22 protein-coding genes are annotated in these 20,493 nt (G+C 49.2%); 15 read left to right on the forward strand and 7 right to left on the reverse strand.

Annotation, left to right across the window (positions count from 1 at the left end; translation table 11 throughout):
* The first annotated feature begins 124 nt into the window (after positions 1-124).
* Positions 125-229: a PEP-CTERM sorting domain-containing protein gene (locus tag FHP88_RS19590; RefSeq protein WP_144360468.1), complete on the forward strand. Its 105-nt coding sequence runs from the start codon at positions 125-127 to the stop codon at positions 227-229.
* A 436-nt stretch (positions 230-665) separates the two neighbouring features.
* Positions 666-2,201 carry a methyltransferase regulatory domain-containing protein gene (locus tag FHP88_RS17910; RefSeq protein WP_144360469.1) on the forward strand — a complete coding sequence of 512 codons (1,536 nt, stop codon included), beginning with the start codon at positions 666-668 and terminating at the stop codon, positions 2,199-2,201.
* A 101-nt stretch (positions 2,202-2,302) separates the two neighbouring features.
* Here the strand turns inward: FHP88_RS17910 and FHP88_RS17915 are convergent, their stop codons facing one another.
* Together FHP88_RS17915 and FHP88_RS17920 are read right to left on the reverse strand one after the other, a co-directional pair.
* Positions 2,303-3,457 (reverse strand): hypothetical protein, encoded by a 1,155-nt coding sequence (locus FHP88_RS17915; RefSeq protein ID WP_144360470.1) that lies wholly within the window; start codon positions 3,455-3,457, stop codon positions 2,303-2,305.
* A gap of 82 nt (positions 3,458-3,539) precedes the next feature.
* The gene (locus FHP88_RS17920; RefSeq protein WP_260843360.1) at positions 3,540-4,178 is read right to left on the reverse strand and encodes a hypothetical protein; all 639 of its coding nucleotides are present in this window, start codon (positions 4,176-4,178) and stop codon (positions 3,540-3,542) included.
* A 145-nt stretch (positions 4,179-4,323) separates the two neighbouring features.
* Here FHP88_RS17920 and FHP88_RS17925 point away from each other — a divergent pair, with 145 nt between their 5' ends.
* Both FHP88_RS17925 and FHP88_RS17930 read left to right on the forward strand, forming a co-directional pair.
* Positions 4,324-5,025 carry a response regulator gene (locus tag FHP88_RS17925; protein WP_144360471.1) on the forward strand — a complete coding sequence of 234 codons (702 nt, stop codon included), beginning with the start codon at positions 4,324-4,326 and terminating at the stop codon, positions 5,023-5,025.
* Positions 5,026-5,035: 10 nt separating this feature from the next.
* Positions 5,036-6,355 carry an ATP-binding protein gene (locus FHP88_RS17930; RefSeq protein WP_260843361.1) on the forward strand — a complete coding sequence of 440 codons (1,320 nt, stop codon included), beginning with the start codon at positions 5,036-5,038 and terminating at the stop codon, positions 6,353-6,355.
* A gap of 451 nt (positions 6,356-6,806) precedes the next feature.
* On the opposite strand, the gene FHP88_RS17935 is transcribed toward FHP88_RS17930, so the two are convergent.
* A complete protein-coding gene (locus tag FHP88_RS17935) occupies positions 6,807-7,538 on the reverse strand; it encodes a sulfite exporter TauE/SafE family protein (protein WP_186297791.1) in 732 nt (243 codons plus the stop codon).
* A 279-nt stretch (positions 7,539-7,817) separates the two neighbouring features.
* Here FHP88_RS17935 and FHP88_RS17940 point away from each other — a divergent pair, with 279 nt between their 5' ends.
* A complete protein-coding gene (locus FHP88_RS17940) occupies positions 7,818-8,594 on the forward strand; it encodes a hypothetical protein (protein ID WP_144360473.1) in 777 nt (258 codons plus the stop codon).
* Between the two features lie 80 nt (positions 8,595-8,674).
* On the opposite strand, the gene FHP88_RS17945 is transcribed toward FHP88_RS17940, so the two are convergent.
* Positions 8,675-9,844, reverse strand: coding sequence for a hypothetical protein (locus FHP88_RS17945; RefSeq protein ID WP_144360474.1), 1,170 nt, complete (start codon positions 9,842-9,844; stop codon positions 8,675-8,677).
* 188 nt (positions 9,845-10,032) lie between these two features.
* On the opposite strand from FHP88_RS17945, the gene FHP88_RS17950 reads away from it, so the two are divergent.
* Positions 10,033-10,479, forward strand: a complete 447-nt coding sequence (locus FHP88_RS17950; protein WP_186297792.1) for a PaaI family thioesterase — start codon at positions 10,033-10,035, stop codon at positions 10,477-10,479.
* Positions 10,480-10,621: 142 nt separating this feature from the next.
* The gene (locus FHP88_RS17955; RefSeq protein ID WP_144360475.1) at positions 10,622-11,467 is read left to right on the forward strand and encodes a PA4780 family RIO1-like protein kinase; all 846 of its coding nucleotides are present in this window, start codon (positions 10,622-10,624) and stop codon (positions 11,465-11,467) included.
* A gap of 50 nt (positions 11,468-11,517) precedes the next feature.
* Here FHP88_RS17955 and cobO read toward each other — a convergent pair whose 3' ends face one another.
* Entirely contained in the window at positions 11,518-12,141 is a 624-nt protein-coding gene (cobO, locus tag FHP88_RS17960; protein WP_335341591.1) for a cob(I)yrinic acid a,c-diamide adenosyltransferase, read from the reverse strand.
* Between the two features lie 116 nt (positions 12,142-12,257).
* Here cobO and FHP88_RS17965 point away from each other — a divergent pair, with 116 nt between their 5' ends.
* From FHP88_RS17965 to FHP88_RS17995, 7 genes are all read left to right on the forward strand, one after another.
* Positions 12,258-12,551 (forward strand): hypothetical protein, encoded by a 294-nt coding sequence (locus FHP88_RS17965; protein ID WP_144360477.1) that lies wholly within the window; start codon positions 12,258-12,260, stop codon positions 12,549-12,551.
* Positions 12,548-13,678, forward strand: a complete 1,131-nt coding sequence (locus tag FHP88_RS17970) for an ABC transporter permease (protein WP_144360478.1) — start codon at positions 12,548-12,550, stop codon at positions 13,676-13,678. Before FHP88_RS17965 ends, FHP88_RS17970 begins: the two co-directional genes overlap by 4 nt.
* Positions 13,679-13,684: 6 nt before the next feature.
* Positions 13,685-14,380 (forward strand): ABC transporter ATP-binding protein, encoded by a 696-nt coding sequence (locus tag FHP88_RS17975; RefSeq protein WP_144360479.1) that lies wholly within the window; start codon positions 13,685-13,687, stop codon positions 14,378-14,380.
* A complete protein-coding gene (locus tag FHP88_RS17980) occupies positions 14,370-15,377 on the forward strand; it encodes a hypothetical protein (RefSeq protein WP_186297793.1) in 1,008 nt (335 codons plus the stop codon). The genes FHP88_RS17975 and FHP88_RS17980 overlap by 11 nt, the downstream gene beginning before the upstream one ends.
* Complete coding sequence (locus FHP88_RS17985; protein ID WP_144360480.1) at positions 15,374-15,886, forward strand: TlpA family protein disulfide reductase; 513 nt, start codon at positions 15,374-15,376, stop codon at positions 15,884-15,886. The genes FHP88_RS17980 and FHP88_RS17985 overlap by 4 nt, the downstream gene beginning before the upstream one ends.
* Before the next feature lie 83 nt (positions 15,887-15,969).
* Positions 15,970-16,665 carry a nitrous oxide reductase accessory protein NosL gene (locus FHP88_RS17990; RefSeq protein WP_186297794.1) on the forward strand — a complete coding sequence of 232 codons (696 nt, stop codon included), beginning with the start codon at positions 15,970-15,972 and terminating at the stop codon, positions 16,663-16,665.
* A gap of 27 nt (positions 16,666-16,692) precedes the next feature.
* Entirely contained in the window at positions 16,693-17,247 is a 555-nt protein-coding gene (locus FHP88_RS17995) for a nitrous oxide reductase accessory protein NosL (RefSeq protein ID WP_260843362.1), read from the forward strand.
* Positions 17,248-17,294: 47 nt separating this feature from the next.
* Here FHP88_RS17995 and FHP88_RS18000 read toward each other — a convergent pair whose 3' ends face one another.
* Together FHP88_RS18000 and FHP88_RS18005 are read right to left on the reverse strand one after the other, a co-directional pair.
* Positions 17,295-18,077, reverse strand: a complete 783-nt coding sequence (locus FHP88_RS18000; protein WP_144360481.1) for a type IV pili methyl-accepting chemotaxis transducer N-terminal domain-containing protein — start codon at positions 18,075-18,077, stop codon at positions 17,295-17,297.
* Between the two features lie 135 nt (positions 18,078-18,212).
* Positions 18,213-19,097: a hypothetical protein gene (locus FHP88_RS18005; RefSeq protein ID WP_144360482.1), complete on the reverse strand. Its 885-nt coding sequence runs from the start codon at positions 19,095-19,097 to the stop codon at positions 18,213-18,215.
* Between the two features lie 131 nt (positions 19,098-19,228).
* Between FHP88_RS18005 and glyA the strand changes: the two genes are divergently transcribed.
* Positions 19,229-20,482, forward strand: coding sequence for a serine hydroxymethyltransferase (glyA, locus tag FHP88_RS18010; RefSeq protein ID WP_144360494.1), 1,254 nt, complete (start codon positions 19,229-19,231; stop codon positions 20,480-20,482).
* The last annotated feature ends 11 nt before the right edge of the window (positions 20,483-20,493 follow it).

The raw sequence follows: 20,493 nt of genomic DNA on the forward strand, positions 1-20,493 counted from the left end.
CTGAATCGTCGCCTTGCAACGCTTTCCAAGCGTCAAATACAGCTTCACCGCCCGAAGGCGTTCTTCGTATGAGTACATGGACTACCTCCAAAGTAGTCCAAGATTTTGTCCGCATCCCCTTTAAATGCAAATCAACACTTCTAATGGTGAAATTCCCGTTCCAGCACCTCTGGCACTTTTAGGCCTAGGTTTGTTAGCTATCGGCTATACAAGAAAACGTAAAGCTTAATAGCTAACTCAGTATGAAATAACTAAGAAGCCCGTCCGCATGACGGGTTTTTTATTTCCGCTTAAGTCGAACAGGAGTCAGTCAGACTCAATTGATGGCCTCGAAATTGATTCCGCCTTGGTTGATTTCTTGTCCTGGAGGACGAGCGGAGCTAACGGCAGCGTAGTGTTATAACAAACGCCAAGCCTATACTCTAATCTCTTAGCCAATTTCTGAGTCACTTGCGCTCTTGGCCAATCATCGCGCGACAACTGATCCAAAAAAAGGGACGCAACTATTTTCTGATTAACAAGAGAGGAAAACCTATGAGGTCAAACTTGGGCAATCTTTACTAGAATCACATAAATCATAATCCTGTTTTTTAAAGCGAGCTAGACTAGCGCTCTGTACGATCTTTTTTCGAAGGTTCCTATGATCTCTGTTTGTAAAGTAGATTATGAAATCGTATAACCAGTTTCATTACAAAAGCCTCCCCATTCCAGAAACCCATCCGAGACATTTGGCTGTCCTTGGTCGACTCTTTGGTCTCGGCACGGCCGATGTGGAACGTTGTCGGGTGTTGGAGCTCGGTTGTGCAACGGGCGGTAACATTATCCCTATGGCCTTCCACTATCCGGATGCCGAGTGCGTCGGTATCGATCTCTCTGCAAGTCAGGTAGAGGTGGGGCAGCAACTCATCAATAATCTTGGTCTGACGAATATTGAGTTGCACCAGGGGAATATCCTGGATCTGGATAATGCGCTTGGGGCGTTTGATTACATTATCGCTCATGGTGTTTACTCATGGGTACCGGAACCGGTGAGGGAGCATCTTCTCAAACTATCTCGTTTGCTGTTACGTCCAGGCGGACTAGTTTATATCAGCTTCAATACCTTGCCCGGATGGCATATGCGGGGTACCCTACGCGATTTCCTGCTTTATGCCTGCCGCGACGAAAAATCCGATCCGGATAAACTGAAAAAAGCGGGAGAGGAACTCGGGCGTCTGGACCGTGCCTTGGGTGGGCTGGAGGCACTGAGCGCCAAGTACATGCGGGAAGAGATTCGTATTGCCCAAAGTGCCGATCCCAGTTATCTGCTTTATGAGCATCTGGCCGAGGAGAATACCCCTTTCCTGTTTACTGATTTCCTCAATGATACAAGATGCCACGGCCTTCGTTACTTGTGTGATACGGAGCTTGCCACACTCTTCCCTGCGACCTATGGCGAAGCTGTTGAGCGGGAGCTTGAGAGCATTGGGGATGATATGGCGCTTGAGCAGTGGCTTGATTTTGTATCCAATCGCAACATGCGGCGTAGTCTTCTTTGCCGAGACGATGAGCCCGCGACTGAAGCGCTCTCCTTGGATGCCTTTTCAGAGTTTGCCTTCTCCACAAATCTGATTCCGCCGGAGAAGATTACCATTAGCGCGGAAGCATCGCTTACTCTGAACCAACCCGACGGCACACCGGTACAGATCAGTCATCCACTGACCAAGATGATGGTGTTGGAGATGATTGCCGCCCAGCCAGCATTTCTATCTCTAGGTACACTCTTTCCAAAGGCTCATCAGAAGTTGGTAAGTCATGGTTTTGAGGACTATGCCGAAGACTATGAGTCCTGTTTGATGGAGTTGTTTAGCCTCTTTTCACATCGTGCCATTGAGGCTTCTCCTCAACAAATAGAGTGCCACAATATACGAGGTGATAAGCCACGCGCAACGGCGCTGGCACGTGCGCAGAGCGCCTCCGGTGCGGGATTTGTTACGACTGCGACGCATGGCGATCTTGAGATTGATGAGGCTGCTCGCCGCCTACTCACATACCTTGACGGTGAGCACACTTTAAAACAGATTGTCGCCCTGTTTGATCAGGTGCAGGATAGTGGAAGTCTTCAGTCTATCGCGGGGAATGATGCGGACGAGAATACGTTTCAACTGGTGCAGGGGCTTGTCGATCTTTTTCAGCGGCTCGGTATTGTAACCTATCCATGAAGCAGACAAGCACGGCATCCCCTCACCAGGATTATTGGGTCAAAACAAACCCGGAACAAGTCCGGGTTTGTTGATTTTTCAGTGCGTAAAAAAGATTGCGCTTAGAAGAAACCGGTACGCCAGCTTAATGCCAGACTGTATCCGTGTTCGGCCTGGACACCATTCCGATTTTGATAGACCGGCATGAGCAGTTCTAAACTGAGGTTATTGGCAGGAGCGGGCATCCAGTTGACACCAATTCCAATTTCAACTCGCTCTCCGCCATAATTATCTGGATTTGCACCCAGCCCAGGTCCGTAGATTTGTGGGTCGATTCCGTGAATTTCATCTTGTGTTTCACCACGCAAACGGACTGAACTCACCCAGTCCGGGTTCCAGCTATAAGAGACCCAAGCCGTTCCCTCATGTTTGTTTCCATTGCGCCAGCCTTCACTGTTTTCACTCTCAAGGGGTATAGTCGCGAGGTACTGTGCGCCCCAACCCCACTGTTTTTCTTTGCCCCAGTAAACGGCACCAAGCAGGGCATCCCAAGTGCCCGATCCAAGCTGCATGCCATAGGCCAAGCGAGTTTTGACCAGGGTGTTGGCGGGCGTGAGATTGTAATCCTCTTTTGTAATACTTCCGGTGGGTGCACTTAAGACGGCATCAAAGATCACGTTATGTTTGAAGTCAGCGCTGTTATAGGCTTTGTATAGAGCACCAAATTTGATATCCCCTAAACCTTCTGCCGTGACCGTATTTGTTCCCAAGCTGGTGGTTCCTGCCCCGCCAGCGAAGGTTTCCAACTCAGTCTTTTTCCGGATCAAGGGGGCCAATGCGACCAGGGCAAATTGATCATTGAGCGCAAAGTTTGCAAATGGAAATATCACGTCGGCCTTTGCACTTTTCGGTACTACGCGCAATGTCGGTGGTTGACCTACGTTGCCGAAAAACCGATTGGGTGCCGAAGTCACAACCGATTCTGCAGTCACAGAGTCTGAACCCTGTATCAGCCCTTCAAACTCATGGTGTTGAACGTTAATACCGGCCACTCCCTGACCTTTTTCAGGAAATGCATAAATGCCAAAGAGTCCTGAAGGTACTGGGATAGGCAGTTGCTTTCTTAACTGACGCAGTTCTTTCAACCTTTTTGACAAGGCGGCGCGCTGTTCAAATGTAGCCCGGCCTTCTGAATCCTCGCCAGCAGCAAGTGCTTGCACGGGTAGGATGCAGGCTAACGCTATACTGGCTGATATCAGTGTTGTGCAATACTTCATAATTTCCCCCTCTTGGTAGGATGTTCTCAATGCGCCATTATTTTTATAGTAAACGGGCGCAATGCCCCTTGATTGTCATTGACTAGCGCAGCAGGTTAGACAAACCGGGTTGACCACGGAATACGCCATGACAGGCTACACAGCCAGAGGCGATAGGTCCGACAAGTGATGCGGCCGTAGTCATATCACCTGCTTCTGCTGCCGCAGCCAGCTTCAAGGCGTTACCTTCGACGCTGTCATTGAATCCATTGAGGATAGCCAGACGTTCATCGGTAATGTTTTCAATGCCCAAATAAGGGAGGAGTCCACCAACAGGTATGCGATGATTGGCCAAGCGACGCGCGCTATCTGCGGTCTGCTCAGGGTTGTCGGTCATCACCCCTGCAAGAACGCTCTGAAAATCAGATAACACTTCAGTCATCACTTGCCGCATGGTGGCTCTTTCGCTGTACCGACTATGCATCGCTAAAATGGCCATTAATGACATTTTTGTATCCATAGATAAGCCTTTTACCTTCTCCTGGAGCTCAGGTTTCATCAGTGCAATCTGACCTTCCAGAACCTTTTTTAACTCTTCCATTCCAGGCTCGGCTGCAGTGACATTGGAAGATAGGAATGCACTTCCAATAATTAAGCAGGTGGCGAAAGAGGTGAGGCGAACTTTACGAAGCCAGTGGTTAGATGAGGAGGATTCGTTGTTATTATGACGCGGATATGACATCTATATTATTCCTATGTCTGTTTGTGGTAGTTTCATCAGCCTATACAATAAACCCAATGTTTAACGGGGTGATGGCGTAGATGTAACGAGATGAAACGAAAATGTTTCAGAATTGTGTCAAGGCAATAAAAGGTGGGAAAATCGATTGAATACGCATAAGCAGCGACTGTTGGTGGTGGATGATGAGCCCGAACTCAGGTTTCTTCTGAAGAGCTATCTTTCAAAAGAAGGTTATGAAGTCGAGGCTGTCGAAGATGGTGCGGCCTTAGATCAGTATCTCGCGAACAATGCAGTCGACCTTGTGATTCTTGATCTCATGCTTCCAGGGGAAGACGGGCTCTCTATCGGTCGCCGATTACGCCAACAGAAAAATCTGCCTATCATTATACTTTCCGCCCGTGGTGAAGAGCTTGATCGGATCGTTGGGCTTGAAATGGGGGCTGACGACTATCTTACCAAGCCTTTCAACCCTCGAGAGTTATTGGCAAGAGTTCGTTCCGTACTACGCCGTTGTAAACAACCAGTTGTTACCGATGAAAGTGCCGTCATTTCTTTTGGCCCGTTTAGTCTGGATGTTCAAAAACACAAGCTCCGTAAAGGCAACAACAACATCCCGCTCACCACAGGTGAGTTCACATTGCTGCTGATTTTTCTTAAACACCAGGATCGTGTATTGAATCGGGATACGCTATTGGAACTGACCAAGGGTTATGACCATTCCCCAATGGATAGAAGTATTGATGTCTGCGTAGGACGTTTACGTAAGAAAATTGAAAGTGATCCCTCTGAGCCTGTTTACTTGCGTACCGTTTGGGGTGCCGGTTATATGTTCTCACAAGACGAATAGTAGATTGGCTATGCGTGCCTTTCAGTCTCAAAGCTACTTTTGGCGAATCCTATCAATCATCGGCATCGTGTCGATTGGGTTTATGGTCATTGTCCTTTCAACCCTGGCCTTCTACATGGTTGTTCCGCTTGGACAGCGCGCTACCGATGATTTGGCCAGTATTGTTACGCATGCTGCAGAAACGTGGGAATCACTCCCCCTATCCAGGCGTGAGGCGTTCGAAGAACAGATGCACAAGAAACATCATTTGGTCTTAACCAGTAGTGATAAGCTGCTGCCTGACACAACAAGCCTGCTCCCATACCTCAATTTTTTTAAAAACTCACTCAGGAAACAACTGGGACATGAGAGCGCCATCAAAACCAGCACAGATATCAATGGTGAGGAGTGGTTTTGGGTAGATATCCCTGTTTCTACAGGTACACTGCGCTTTGGTTTTCCGCGTTCGCGCATCGGGGTCAAACCATCGGTTGCGTTCTTTGTTCTCCTTATAACGGGTTTTATTCTTACTGTTATCACAGCAGCTTTATTGACTAGGCGTCTGACAGTCACCATAGAGCGTCTGTATCATGCCGCACAGTTGGTAGGTAAAGGACAGTGGCCGGACCCTGTTCCAGAAGAGGGCCCCAAAGAGCTGGAGGTACTTGCGCGCGAGTTTAATCGCATGAGTATTCAGGTGCGAGAGTTACTTGCGAATCGTACAGTTTTGCTGGCAGGTATTTCCCATGATCTGCGTACGCCGCTTACACAGATTCAACTCGCCCTCGAAATGTTGCCCAATGAGGGCGGTGATCAACATTTGATGAGTGGTATACGTCGTGATCTTGAATCCGTCAATCGACTGATCGGGCAAGCGCTTGAGGTTAATCTGGAATTGGATCAACAAGAAAAAGAACCGGTAGAGATTGCCAGCATACTTGATCCAATTGTAGAGGCGGCAAAGCAGGGAGACCAGGTGATAAACTGGCAAAACGAGATGTCCTGCGTATTTACGCTAAATTCGTTGGCACTCCAGAGGATCATATCCAACCTTCTGGAAAACGCACTCCGCTATGGCGATGGAAAACCCATAAGCATCGAATGTGGCTGTGACAAAAAATCCCTTACGATTCAGGTTCAGGATCGAGGGTCGGGCATTCCAGAGGCCGAGCGAGAAGCCGTGTTTCAACCGTTTTTCAGGCTTGAAAAATCCCGTAATAGTAAGACGGGAGGAAGCGGCCTTGGATTAGCTATTGTTCGGCAGCTGGCGAATACAAATGGTTGGACAGTACAGTTGTTGGAACGTGCTGGCGGTGGTACATGTGCTAAGCTCGTCATACCTATGGATTAGTCAATGGATAACTATTTTTTAGTGTTAAATCCAAATGCTAGCTGAAGGTAATAGTCCGCTTCCAGGTTTATAAGCCGAGCAGAAATCAAACGAACTACACCATTCTGTATCGGGAGTACCCTAAAGTCAGCCACTCAACGGCCGTTAACCTTGAAATCGGGTTATACAGCAAGACGAGAAGATGGTTCGACCAATCACAAATGTTCCTGTATCTGACCCGCGGAAACCGCACATTCCGCGGGAAAGGGTAACGACGGTTTTATTCATTTTGGGTCTTTGTTCTCCATTGATTTGGTATGTCCTTCTGCTGAATGAACGTTATGGCCCCGAGCAGAGCCTTACTGATGTGGCTCCTTTAGAGTTATTGACCGCTATCGTATTGTTGAGCTTACCTTTTTTGGTGCTTAGACTTTTGCGGGTGGATTGGAGAGGGGACAAAGAGAAGTAAAGATTATCGGATTAACAGGGCTATGCCGCTACAGATTAGCAGTATGCCAATGCCGTGGCGAAAATGGTCTTGGCTGATGGATGTATGTGCCCTGCCGCCCAGGTAGATTCCGATCATCATTACGGGTAGTCCCATAGCTAACATTTTGAGGAATTGCGTTGTCAAAATTCCTGAAAACAGATAGACAGCAAGTCTGTTTGCGCCGTCGAGTAGGAAAAGTGTTGCAAAGGTCGCGCGAAATTGAGTTTTGTCAAGTTTGCGCATTTGCAGATAGACGACATAAAAAGGTCCACCCGTTCCAAACGTGGTGCCTATGAGTCCACCGAGGCTTCCGGCAGGTATTGCCCACCAGCGGCTATGTACAGATTGCGGATTTTTCCCTATCAGACTGTATAGGGCATAAAGAATAATAAATACCGCTACAGCTTTTAATAGAAGTTGAGCATCGATTGTTTTTAGCAGGAAGATGGCTGCCGCCATTCCAATAAGTGCAAAAGGTAACAGGGGCCAAATTTCATGCCACTGTATGGCCTTTTTGTCCTTGATGCCCTGGCTGGCGGAGGCGAGATAATCCAATGCAACTACCAGAGGAACTGCAACGAGTAGGGGGAACCATATCAAGAGCAGAGGAATAGCGATAAGTCCGGATCCGAAACCCGCAATGCCGCGAACAAAGTATGCCACAGCAAGAACTATGAAAGCATAGATGTATTGGGCCAAGCCGAATGCTTCCATATCCATCCTCTGGCATTTTTATTATTTGTGGACTTCCTGGTTGGAAGTTTCATGTTTGTGGTCGGATTCTACCTTTGCTTTTGTGATTACACAAAAAAACTGAATAAGTGAGCCGAAGATTTGTGCGCATGGTCTTATCTTCGCGACTTTATAGTGGATATCTGCGGTTGGGTATTCACAAGTTTGGTGGCTACGGTGTCGTAGGTTGTTCTTGTAGCCTTGCTGATAATAAACACGACAATGGAGGTGTGGCCTTAAAGAGAGCCACAATGCCAATCAATGAGTTATCAAATTATTCTACAGCTGGAAGATGTAGCGGGTGCTATTGCCCGGGTTATGAGCGGTTTACGAAAACTGGGTATAAGTATTGTTGAACAGAGTTTTGAAGCACGCCCAGAGGGTGGTCGGAATCTTATCCTCGAAGTGGAAGGACCGCAGCTGAGTGATGAGCAACTTCGCACTCCCCTTGAGGCACTTAATGGCGTCGCAAAGCTATTAAGTGGTGCCGAAGAGGCTGGCGCTGACATACCAGCGCAAGTGAGTACCGACGCAAAACCAGAACTACCGGATACCCGTTACAAAGACAAAAACTCTGAGGCGGGAGATGCAGACATGCGTGATCGTATGCTGATATTTTCCCTGCTCAGTCGCTACCCAAATATCTCAGGGCGATTGCTTGAGATTGATAGCTCGATACCTGAGTCAGAGCGTCCCCAGCGAATGTTGGAGCTTGGGCAGGGGTTCGGAGGATACTTATACAAAAATCTGAAGGTGAAGAAAGAGGTGTTCGATTTACGTTCCGCTATCGAGCTACTGATTATTCCCGGTTTGGCGCCTCTTGTGCAAATATCACAATATGCCGAGGGAGTGAAGGTTAGTGGATTTACCAAGAATATGAAGCATGCCGGGCAAAAAACAGAGTCTTGCCAATTCCTGGCGGGTACAATTCAAGGTCTGATGGATAGCGTTCCGACCTTGCCTACGCATCATGTGGAAAAGACCCAATGCATTCATGCAGGTGCTATCAGCTGCGAGTATCGGCTATCCCCGGCCTGATGCCCACAGTCTTGTAGATTGAATGGGACAGAAAAAGTGTGCTGTTATCTGTTAGGGTGATTAAGCATGGGTACTGGTTATTACTCCACCCGATGAAGGTCATAGCGGTATTTTAGCAACAGTGTGCTGGCCCCTTTTATCTTTTTTATTTTCGGGTCCATTCCGTCATCTTTTGCCGGGTCATATGAACCATTTCTCAAAGGCAGGTGATGCCCCCAAGTGCGTTGCAAGAAATCTGAATCACTGATTTCCAGGCGCGTACTGGCCTTCTGATGTTGCCGTACACAGGTGTCATAGGCCTCACCTGGCGCACACTTGATATCGGGATTCAGTTGCGAATCAATGATGACTACCGGTTCGATGGTAGGCCAGAATAAGATCAAGATGTCATCCAGTATATCTCCGTCAAGTGCCTGTCCCTTGAGTTGTTCAATCTTGTCGCAATACTGGCAGAATATGTTATTCACCTTGTAAAGCATTGGGTTCTGGAAATAGTCATAATCTACCGTCGACCTGTTTATAGTGCCCGACGTATAAACCCACTGCTTCTTTTTCTTGGTTAATACGACGCGCGCTGACAGTTTGTAGTCGAAGTCAGCCCCGAGATCGTAATTCAAAGTGTTGAGCTGTTTGCTTCCTTGTTGCTTCACAAATACGGAAGAGTGGTAGGTGAGCTTTCTGTGGCCATTTAGTGTGATATCCCATACTTGTGTTTCTGGTTTAAAATCGAGCTTATAGACCACTTTGCCGGAGCAAGGAATGGCGTGTGTGGTTTCACTGAATTTTACGGTTACACTGGAATTCGGTTCCAGCGTAAGGCGCACGGGTTTAGTGGCTGAGGGCATTGCCGCACTGCTGTTGTTAAGTGCTTGCCCCTGGTAATGCCACTGTCCAAAATTCAGAATAAGTACCTCATCCTTTACGGCTCCTTTGTAAATGGCGGCTCCGGCGAGTTGGTAGCCATTCATCCCAGGTGCCGGCGAAGCGCTCCCCTTCATGGTGTAATTGCCACTGGAGGTGAAGTTCCCATCTTGCTCGGGAAGCGTGATTTGGGCGGTGTCAGTGCTCAGCATCCGATCAGGGCCGCTTTGATGCTGACAGGTGATATCCCGCTTGATGATCAGTGTTGCATTCGGAGGTTTGGCCAGTGCCGTTGTCATCGGGGCGAACAGTAATAAGCAGAAGAGTGCGCAGAAGAGCCGAGGTAGCATATCGTGAAAATATTCACCAGCGTCTGTCCATGAATTCATTGCCTATGCTCCCAGTTGAGTGTAACGCCATTTTTAGGGCGATCCATGTTGCTGTCAATAGACACTTCTCTCACCCTATTAATGGGTAGAAAATCATGACAATTTGCTACGATTGTATCCAATAAAATACTCACTATGCCGTTGATTCAGCTATACAGAAACATCGGTTTACTATCTGGAGAAGTGTGATGACAATAGCTAAGTCACAACATTATCAATCGCTGCAGAATATGTATCTGGCAGCGCCGATTAATCAACTCTACCAGCCTACGATAGCGGTTACAGAAGGGCGTGCAGCGATCAGGATTCAACTGCAGGAGGCCTACTATCACTCCGCCGGGGCGGTGCATGGTTCCGTCTATTTCAAGATGTTGGATGACGCGGCCTTTTTTGCGGCCAGTTCATTGGAGACTGAATTTTTTGTTTTGACCGCGTCCTTCACGACTTACCTAGTTCGTCCGGTAGCAACCGGTACCATGCGGTCCGAGGGACGGGTGGTAAACCAGAGTAAAACGCAATTTATCGCAGAATCTATCGCCTATAATGCCCAAAATAAGGTGATTGCCCGCGGCAATGGCCTCTTTGTCAGAGGCAGACACCCACTGAAAGATGCCCTAGGTTACGGCGTGAGATAATCTCTCCTGATGTGTCAACTGATAGCGCGCTAGGTTGTTCGTATGCCATGACCACTTATCGGGATCATGGGCTGATTATAGTGGCGGGAGGATTTTTAACCTGCGTATTCCATCAGCTGCGTAATCAAGGTATAAGAGCGCGATGAAAACTCCAAAACGAATTCAACCTTTGATCGAGGATGGCTTGATCGATGAAGTGCTTCGCCCGCTGATGAGCGGTAAAGAGGCTGCGGTCTACGTTGTGCGATGCGGCGATGAGATACGCTGTGCCAAGGTTTATAAGGAAGCGGAGAAGCGCAGTTTCAAGCAGGCCACGCAATATCAGGAGGGCCGAAAGGTGCGAAATAGCCGGCGTGCCAGGGCGATGGAAAAAGGCTCCCGGTTTGGCAGAGAGCAACAGGAGCAAGCCTGGCAGACTGCAGAAGTGGATGCGCTCTATTGCCTGGCTAAAGCCGGCGTGAGGGTTCCAAAGCCCTATGGGTGCTTCGATGGTGTGCTGCTCATGGAGTTGATAACGGACAGCGAGGGTCATGTTGCTCCGCGTCTGAATGATGTTGCTATGACGGCTGAAGAGGCGAGGGCCGGTCATGCGACGGTCATTGAATATGTAGCACGCATGCTTTGCGCAGGTTTGGTGCATGGCGATCTATCGGAATTTAATGTGCTGGTGGATGATTGCGGTCCGGTGATCATCGATCTACCTCAGGTGGTGAATGCAGCGGCCAATAACCATGCCCAACGTATGTTGCTGCGAGATGTTGACGCCATTACGGGTTATTACGGCCAGTTCGCTCCCGAGTTGCTCGACAGTCACTATGGTAGAGAGATGTGGGCGCTGTATGAAAATGGAAAATTATATCCGGATACCAAACTGACCGGCCATTTTCAGATGACGACGGCGTCGGCTGATGTTGATGCGGTACTTTTTGAAATAGAAGCGGCCTGGGTTGAAGAACAAAATCGCCAACAACGCCTGCGTGAAGCCTAGTATCTATAAAATCACAGATCAGATCGTGACCCCCTAATAAGGGTAGCGGTTTAAAATTCTACGCCCTGCTGTGCCTTGATGCCTTGTGAGTAGGCGTGCTTGATCATCTTCATTTCGGTAACCGTGTCTGCAATAGTGACGACTTCAGGCGCTGCATTGCGACCCGTCAGGATGAGGTGCATCCAGTGCGGTTTTTCATCTTGAATAAATGAAGCAATCTCTTCGCCACTGATCCAGTCATACCCGCAGCAGTAGTTGATCTCGTCGAGCACTACCAAATCATAATTTCCACTGCGAATCTTCTCTTTACTGAATTCCCAAATATCCCGGCTGGTTTTTCGATCTTGCTCAGGGTTTTGTGTATCCCAGGTGAAGCCATCGCCCAAACTGTGCCATTCAATGTTGTCGAACTTTTCTGCCGCACGACTCTCTCCGGTCTTCCACTTGCCCTTGATGTATTGAATCACCAGCACATTGAAGCCGGAACCGGCCGCCCGGAACACGACGCCAAAGGCGCTGGATGACTTCCCTTTGCCATCACCGGTATGGACCAGAGTGAGGCCTTGGCGCTTGTCTCTCGCTTTCATAGCGTGCTCGTCTGATTGGGGGTCGAATTCGTCATCGGTACTAATAAATGTGTCATTTGCCCTGTTTTTGGTGGCAATATGAGGCATTTGACGCGATGAAAAAACATATAGTTATCATATTGATAGTTATCAATGCGGGGCGCTTCTGCTGCTGGCTAGATTAGCATTAAATAGCTGTTGGCCACGATGTCATTTTCCCCATTATGCGCAAGTCCGATCATTTTTTCATTCTGTTGCTGACCATGGCAACCTTGTTTCTGGTGTCCCTGGTTGATACGGCGCGAGGCGTCGCAGAATCGACAGTCCGAATGGACAGGACACGTAGCCTGATCAGTCAATTAGGTCTTTCTGACCCAGCGCTGTTTACCGAGGCACGCTACACCCGGCATTTATCACAAGCTGATCTTCACTCGGCCTTCCAAGATCATCCCATGGCAATGGAGCATTTCCCAAGTGGGTCATTGTTGATGCCACCACAGCATGAGGCCGGGAAATGAGTTTTATCCGCCGGCAACGCTATCTCGTGGATTACATTCTCTCTTCGATGCTGCGTCGAAAGGGCAAGAACTTCGGCTTGATGTTGGTGTATAGCCTGATCGTCTTCATGCTGGCATCGGTGATGCTGTTTACCCATGCATTGAAACAGGAGATGGGGCTGCTATTACAGGCTTCGCCTGAAATCATTTTGCAACGCATGGTTGCGGGCCGGCATGATTTTATCCCGGAAACCTATCTGGAGAAGATGGGACGCATCAGGGGTGTCACCGAACGCAAGGGGCGTCTTTGGGGTTATCTGTATGACCCCTCCGTCAAGGCGAATTACACCTTGATGGTCGCAGAGGATCAGGCATTAGATGCGACGGAAGTCATTATTGGCAGCGCCATTGCCCGGGCAAGGGGAATCGTTCCCGGGGATTACATCACTTTTCGCTCGTTTGATGGCGAGTCATACAGTTTTCAGATCAAATCACTGCTTGATCACGAGACCGAGATTGTCAGCGCAGACCTCGTGTTGCTGAACCGCAAGGCCTACCGTGCACTGTTTGGCGTGGGAGAGGGTGTTTATACCGATATCGTTCTGTCGGTAAGCAATGCCCGTGAAGTACCGAAGATCGCCGAAAAGTTAGTGCAACGACTGCCGGATACACGACCCATTTTGAAGCAGGAAGTGTTACGTACCTATGATGCAATTTTCTCCTGGCGTCAGGGTATTCTGTTTGTGCTGTTGGCCGGTGCCATTATGGCCTTTGTTATTTTTGCCTGGGATAAAGCCTCTGGTCTTAGTGCAGAAGAGAAGCGGGAGATCGGCATCCTCAAATCAATTGGTTGGGAAACCAGTGATGTACTGCATATGAAATTCTGGGAAGGTGCCGTCGTCTCGCTATTGTCATTCTTTATCGGTTACTTGTTCGCTTACCTGCATGTTTTTTATGCCTCAGCGAGTCTTTTTGAACCGGTATTGAAAGGCTGGGCCGTGTTGTATCCCCAGTTTCAGTTGATCCCCTCTGTCGATGGTCTTCAGGTTGCCACGCTGTTCTTTTTTACGGTGTTTCCCTATGTGGTCGCAACCATTATTCCCATCTGGCAGGTTGCCATTACTGATCCAGATGCGGTGATGAGATAACACGCTATGAACCGTATTTCACTTGATAATGTCACTAAAGTATTTAATCAAGGACGTCCTAACGAGTATGCGGCTATTCGAGGTGTATCACTCACAATAGAGCCCAATAAGGTGACTTGTCTGAAAGGACCGAGTGGTTCTGGGAAGAGCACGCTACTCTCAATGATTGGCTGTCTGTCGCGACCCTCTTCAGGCCGGATTCATCTTGGTGACCAGATGATCTCAGGTCTGCCTGAACGCTTTCTTACCGATATTAGGCGCCATACCTTTGGTTTTATCTTTCAGCAGTTCAATCTGATTGCGGGATTGAGTGTGATTGAGAATGTGATATTACCAGCCTATCCGCTGGCGCCTGATCATCAGTCGTTAATGATGCGGGCACATGAGCTGTTGGCTCGGTTTGAATTGGATCATAAAGCGGACAGCCAGGTGCAGTGGCTCTCTGGTGGCGAAGCACAGCGAGCAGCGATCTGTCGTGCCTTAATCAATAATCCGCAAATCCTGATCGCGGATGAACCGACCGCTAACCTGGACACCAAGCTTTCACACGCCTTTATGGGTCAGATGAGTCAGTTGAGAAAGCTGGGAAAAACCGTGTTGATTACCAGCCATGACCCGGTGGTGTTTGATTCACCTGTGGTCGATAGCGTCGTTGAACTACTGGATGGTTCAGTTTTTCTGGGGGAGGAGCATGCTGCTTAACCCAGCCATTATGGCCCTTATTCTGGTTTCTGCTGTTGTTGTGCTGATGTTGGGCATGGCGACGGTGTTTGCCGTGCAGGTTTTAAGGCATTGGGATATCAGTAGCGGCAGTGAACAGCAATTGATTCTTGAGCGTCGCACTTACCTGATCTCAACGCTAATGAGTTGGGCCTTTGCGGCGGAACTGGTTTCTTTGCTGTTGTTTATCTATAACGCAGAATCTATGTCGGGGCAGTTTGTTGGTGCCATGTGCGCCACCGGTGTTCTTAATGTCAATGCTTGGGGTTGGCCAACCCTGTTTATGAAGATCACGCTTTTCTTTACGGGCGCTGTCTGGCTGACTCTGAATGCGTTGGATAATCAGGGTTATGATTATCCGCTGATCCGTCTGAAATACCTCTTACTCATTCTAATCATGCCAGTGGTTATGCTTGAGGCCTATCTTCAGCTGCAATATTTTCTTCAGCTGTCTCCTGATGTGATTACCTCCTGCTGCGGCTCACTCTTTTCTGCCAATGCAGAAGGGGTGGCTGCAGAAGTGACGGCTGTATCGCCTGCCATCGCGATGTGGGGCTTTTATGTTTCTGGTGTCGCTGTCATTGCTATGGGTGTTATCTATTTACTAAAGAACCAGGGGGCTACCCTTTTTAGTCTGCTTGCCATTGTTGCATTTGGTTTGGCGTTGGTCGCGATCATTTCAGTGATATCGCCTTATATCTATGAGCATCCACAACATCACTGTCCATTTTGTATTCTGAAATCGGGTCATGGTTTTGCCGGTTATCTACTTTACATCCCACTGTTTTTGGCAACGGCTGCAGCACTGGCTGTCGGTGTAGTAGGGCCGTGGCAGCACATTGAAAGCTTGTCAATGGCTGTCAAGGTGCGTGGTCAACAGCTTGTCCGTCTGTCACTGGGTATGTTCATTCTGTTCTACCTGTTATCCGTAGCCTATGTGGCGAGTTCCAATTTGGTGATGCAGGGGGTGTGGTGGTGAAGCTTAACTACCCAGGTAATCTACGGTACCTGTCTGTTCTCATTATGTTGTTTCTGTTGCTGGGTTGTGACTCGACACCACCGCGCTTGCTCAAAGGTAAACCGGTGCCCGCAATTCAATTGGAACGACTTGATGGTTCGTCGGTTCAGTATCCCTCTGCGACTTATCAGGGGCAGGTAGTAGTGATCGATTTCTGGGCTGACTGGTGTGCGTTGTGTCGTGATGAGTTGATTAAACATGAACAGTTGTATCGACAATTCCATGCGCAGGGGCTTGAGGTATTCGCCATTAATATTGAGCAGAGTCGGGAGACGGCGGAGGCCTTTATTGCAGATCTCGGGCTTACGTACGAGGTGCTGTTGGATAAGCAGGGATCAGTTGCTCGAAGTTTTGGGGTAATGGGTTTGCCGGCGGCTTATGTGATCGATCGACAAGGCAATCTGTTTTCTCGGGTCATAGGTGGGAGTGATGTTGCCCAGATGCATCAGTTGGTGAAGGAGTTGCTTTAACCGAAATTCATGCAGGCCTGCTGTGCGGAGTAGGTTTGTCAGTTTATTAAACCGCAGGATAGTCAGAGTAAGGGAGCAAAACCATGTGTAACGAAAAAACAATTGATCGGCGTGCGATGTTGAAGTTGTTAGCTGTGGCGGGTCTTGGTGGCTTGTCCAGTAGCGTCTCTGCAGCTCCAGGTGTGGGTGCGATGATGCCGGGTAAGGGTTGGGTTAAGTCCACTGGTCAGCAGTGTGAGGGCGATGGTACACCGTTGCAGTTTATTCCAAAAACCGCCGCGGATAGTCAACCGCTGGAGAATGAATTGGAGAAATATCCGCATTGTCCGTATTGCGGTATGAATCGTACCAAGTGGAATCACAGTCGCCATTTGGTGCAGTACGATGATGGTCTGGTGGATGGCACCTGCTCCATTCACTGTCTGGCAATCAGCCTTTCACTGAATCTGGATAGAGGGCCGAAGGCGATCTATGCGGCTGATTTTGCTTCGGAAGCCAAGATTAAACCCCTGGTAGACGTGGAGAAGGCTACCTACCTGATTGGTTCTAAACTCAGTGGCACTATGACAGCCAGTAGTAAGGTGGCATTTGCATCTGAAGCGAGTGCTAAGCAGGCTCAGGCAGAGCATGGCGGTGAGCTAGGTTCATTTGATAATGGCCTGCGTGCGGCCTACCTGAGTATGGCCGAGGATACGATGATGATTCGTAAGCGTCGCTCAGAAAAAGTAAAGAAGATGCAGATGAAAATGAAGATGCAGATGGAAAAAAAGAGTAGCTGATGCTTTTCACGATGATGGGTTGCTTTAGTGCAATCCATCATCAACGGCTTGACTGGTCATGGGGCTATTATTGTGTTGCAGATACAGATACATCGATCGTTATTTGCTGTCTTGCTTTTGTTTTTTCTTTCAGGTGGTGTAACAGCCGAAACATTGGATTTGCCTGCTCCAAAGCAGAACGATACCTGCCCGGTGTGTGGCATGTTTGTGGCGAAATATCCCGCCTGGATCGCTACCGTTCAGTATCAGGATGAACATTTGCACCATTTTGATGGTACCAAAGACCTGTTCAAATACTTGCTAGATATGCCACGGTGGGCGCCGGGTCATCGCCAGGAGGATATAAAGGCCATTGGCGTTACCGAGTATTACACCCTGACCCGAATCGATATGCGAACGGCTTATTACGTAATTGGATCTGATGTGTTGGGTCCGATGGGGCATGAGCTGATTCCATTGGAGACAGAAGCGGATGCCAGGGAGTTTTTACAGGATCACAAAGGGATAAGAATTTTACGGCACGATGAAGTGACCCGTGAACTGTTGGAAGCGTTAGATAAGGGGCAATTCGCCCAGCCATAAAAAAGTAAGCCCCGTTTAACCGGGGCTTTATTTATCCATTTGTTGGACTAGGGTAGTGCGGCATACAACCCGGCAACGTCGTTCATCTGTACCAGTATCTTGTCCAACATTCTGGCAACCAGTCCGGGTACATATTCACCATCGCCCATCCGGTTGCTCAGTTTATACATGCTCCAGTTTTGGTTGACTTGAGTAAGGATGTTACCGATTTCCTGAGTATTCTCATTTGCACCGTTCAACTCTTGTAGCGCTTTTTCAAACTCTTCGGTGGCCGTCGCATAATCTTTTTTGTAGACCTCATCATCAAACTTCCAGCTCATCATCATGTAGAGATTGCCCATACGCTGGGTAAGCATACGTTGTCGACCGGCAATATTGACCAAGTGTCCCTGATTGGTACCCGATTGATCGGCCAACATGAGTACAACCTGATGAGCGGCAACCAGTAACTTTTCTGCACTTTCGCGCAGAGCCTGCGCCTGTTCACGCTGTACTGACCCGGTGGCAATGGTCTTGACTGGAATCCATAATTTTTCAACCAGTTCCAGCCCGCGTTGAGTTTCTGGGTCCTGGGTGAATGCCTTTAATTGTGCTAATTGCTGTTCAAACAGGGCAACAGATTCATTGAGGTGCTTATTGGCGACCCGGTAACGTACATCCTGACCCATCTGCAGATAGGATTTGACGATGCGTTGGGTCAGCATGCGCTGACGGCCGGCCTTGTTGATCGCTTCGGAAATGTTGAAATCAACCTCAGCCTGAGCGGCTGGCAGATCGCCAATCAGAAGTGATAGTCCGCAAAAGAGTGCAATTAAAAATCTGTTGATCATGGTGGAATTCTCCCGCAACACTTGATCTTCCGAATTAAAGGTATAGTTGCCTTGAACTAAATCAGCAAGAAACGGGAGGCATGAAAAGCTTTTTATTCAGCTTTTTGCACGGTAGTTCACTGTTTCGTTAGGCGGTTAACTTCCGTGAAGAGTGACGCTTCCTATGGCAAAATCACCCCCTTGGTTACGAATTGATAGTTGCGTGAACGGGTTGCGGAACGAGGAGTCGCGTGTGCGAACCAAGAGCTGTTCATCCAGCAGAACTTCAATCTGACCATTGGGGTCACGACGCCATTCGATGGCGTGAGTTTGACCGTCGCTGATGTTATCAAATTCAACCCTTTCAATCACCCGGGTTTTTCCATTAATCCGACTCAGCAACTCCATGCTGGATCTGTCGCCCATAGTGAGGATTAAACGATAGCCGGTATCACCATTTTTCCCCTGATAAAGGCTGTACTCGATCTGGCCAGCCTCCTGCGGGGGTGTGTGGGCTGAAAACTCCAGCTGCAGGGCGTAGACAGTCGGGATCTGCAGGTCGAGCTGAATCTCTGCGGGTTGATCTCTTTTCTGGACGGGCTCTGGCGCCTGTCGCTCTTTGCCACGCATGGCTTCCTGAAGCAATGCACCAAGGAGTGCCTTACCCAAGTCCTTTTTTTGCTCCTGGGCTTGTGGGGCAGAGGCCTTCTCTTCTGGTTCACTTCGGGAACGCAGGCCAAGTCGACCATCGACCCAGAACTGACCCGAGATGACATTCCAAGCCGGATTCTGATTATAGTTGCCGTCAGAGAAGTCTTCATTCAGCAGTTCGTTGCGCCACGGCCAATCGTGCCGACTGACCAGGTCTTCCAACTCATTCAATAGCCAGCGATCGGCGGCGCGCTCTTTTCGGGCCTTCTCGGTGATCTCTCTGAGTTGATCTACCAGGGACTGGAGTTGTTGGTTATCTGGCACCGCTGCAGTGGTTGTACTGGAAGCGAACAGTATGGTCAGGAAGGTGGCAACTACAAGGGTGCGCATCAGGCTTGATCTCCACTTAATTATGATTTTGGTTATTCTGAGTATAGAACAGGGATTTTTTCAAGCGAATGGCGACGATACTGTCGCTTGGTGTTAAAATGCCCCATTTTTTCCCGGCGGAGATGGCTGACATGTTCAGTAAAGATATGCAAATCGGTGGATACGATGATGAGCTCTGGGCGGCAATCCAGTCGGAAGAGATCCGACAGGAAGAGCATATTGAGCTGATTGCCTCTGAAAATTACACCAGTCCACGGGTGATGCAGGCTCAGGGCAGTGTGCTGACCAACAAATATGCAGAAGGCTATCCGGGCAAGCGTTACTATGGTGGTTGTGAATTTGTCGATGTGGCCGAGCAGCTGGCTATTGACCGGGCAAAAGAACTGTTCGGCGCAGATTATGCCAATGTGCAGCCGCACTCCGGCTCACAGGCCAATGCAGCGGTCTATATGGCGCTGTGCCAGCCCGGCGATACCGTGCTGGGCATGAGTCTGGCACACGGTGGTCACCTGACCCATGGCGCCAAGCCCAACTTCTCGGGCAAGAACTACAACGCCATTCAGTATGGTCTTGATCCCGCCACCGGCGAGATCGACTATGAGGATGTAGAGCGTCTGGCCCGTGAACACAAACCGAAAATGATCGTGGCCGGTTTCTCAGCCTATTCACGGGTGATCGACTGGCAGCGTTTTCGTGCAATCGCGGATGAGGTGGGTGCCTACCTGTTTGTGGATATGGCCCACGTGGCCGGTTTGATTGCAGCGGGACTCTATCCCAGTCCTGTGCAGATCGCCGATGTCACTACCACAACCACCCACAAGACCCTGCGTGGTCCCCGTGGTGGTCTGATCCTGGCCAAGTCCAATCCTGAGATTGAGAAGAAACTCAATTCACTGGTCTTTCCCGGTATTCAGGGTGGCCCGCTGATGCATGTGATCGCGGCCAAGGCCGTGGCCTTCAAAGAGGCGATGGAGCCGGCGTTCAAGGCCTATCAAGCCCAGGTTATCGAGAATGCTCAGGCGATGGCCCAAGTGTTTATCGAGCGGGGCTATGATGTGGTCTCTGGTGGCACCGATGACCATCTGTTCCTTGTCAGCTTCATTGAAGCGGGTCTCACCGGTAAGGATGTCGATGCCTGGCTGGGCGCTGCCAACATTACCGTGAACATGAATGCAGTCCCCAATGATCCTCAGTCCCCTTTCATTACCAGTGGTATCCGGGTCGGTACGCCGGCACTGACCACACGGGGTGTGGGAGTGGTCGAGGCGAAAAACCTGGCCGGCTGGATGTGTGATGTGATCGATTCACGCGGCGATGAGGCTGTCATTGAAAAGGTAAAGGGCCTGGCTTTGGATCTTTGCAAACGCCACCCTGTCTACAGCTGATCAAAAGAGCG

This window comes from Sedimenticola selenatireducens (assembly GCF_007625115.1).
GTDB classification, from domain to species: domain Bacteria; phylum Pseudomonadota; class Gammaproteobacteria; order Chromatiales; family Chromatiaceae; genus Sedimenticola; species Sedimenticola selenatireducens_A.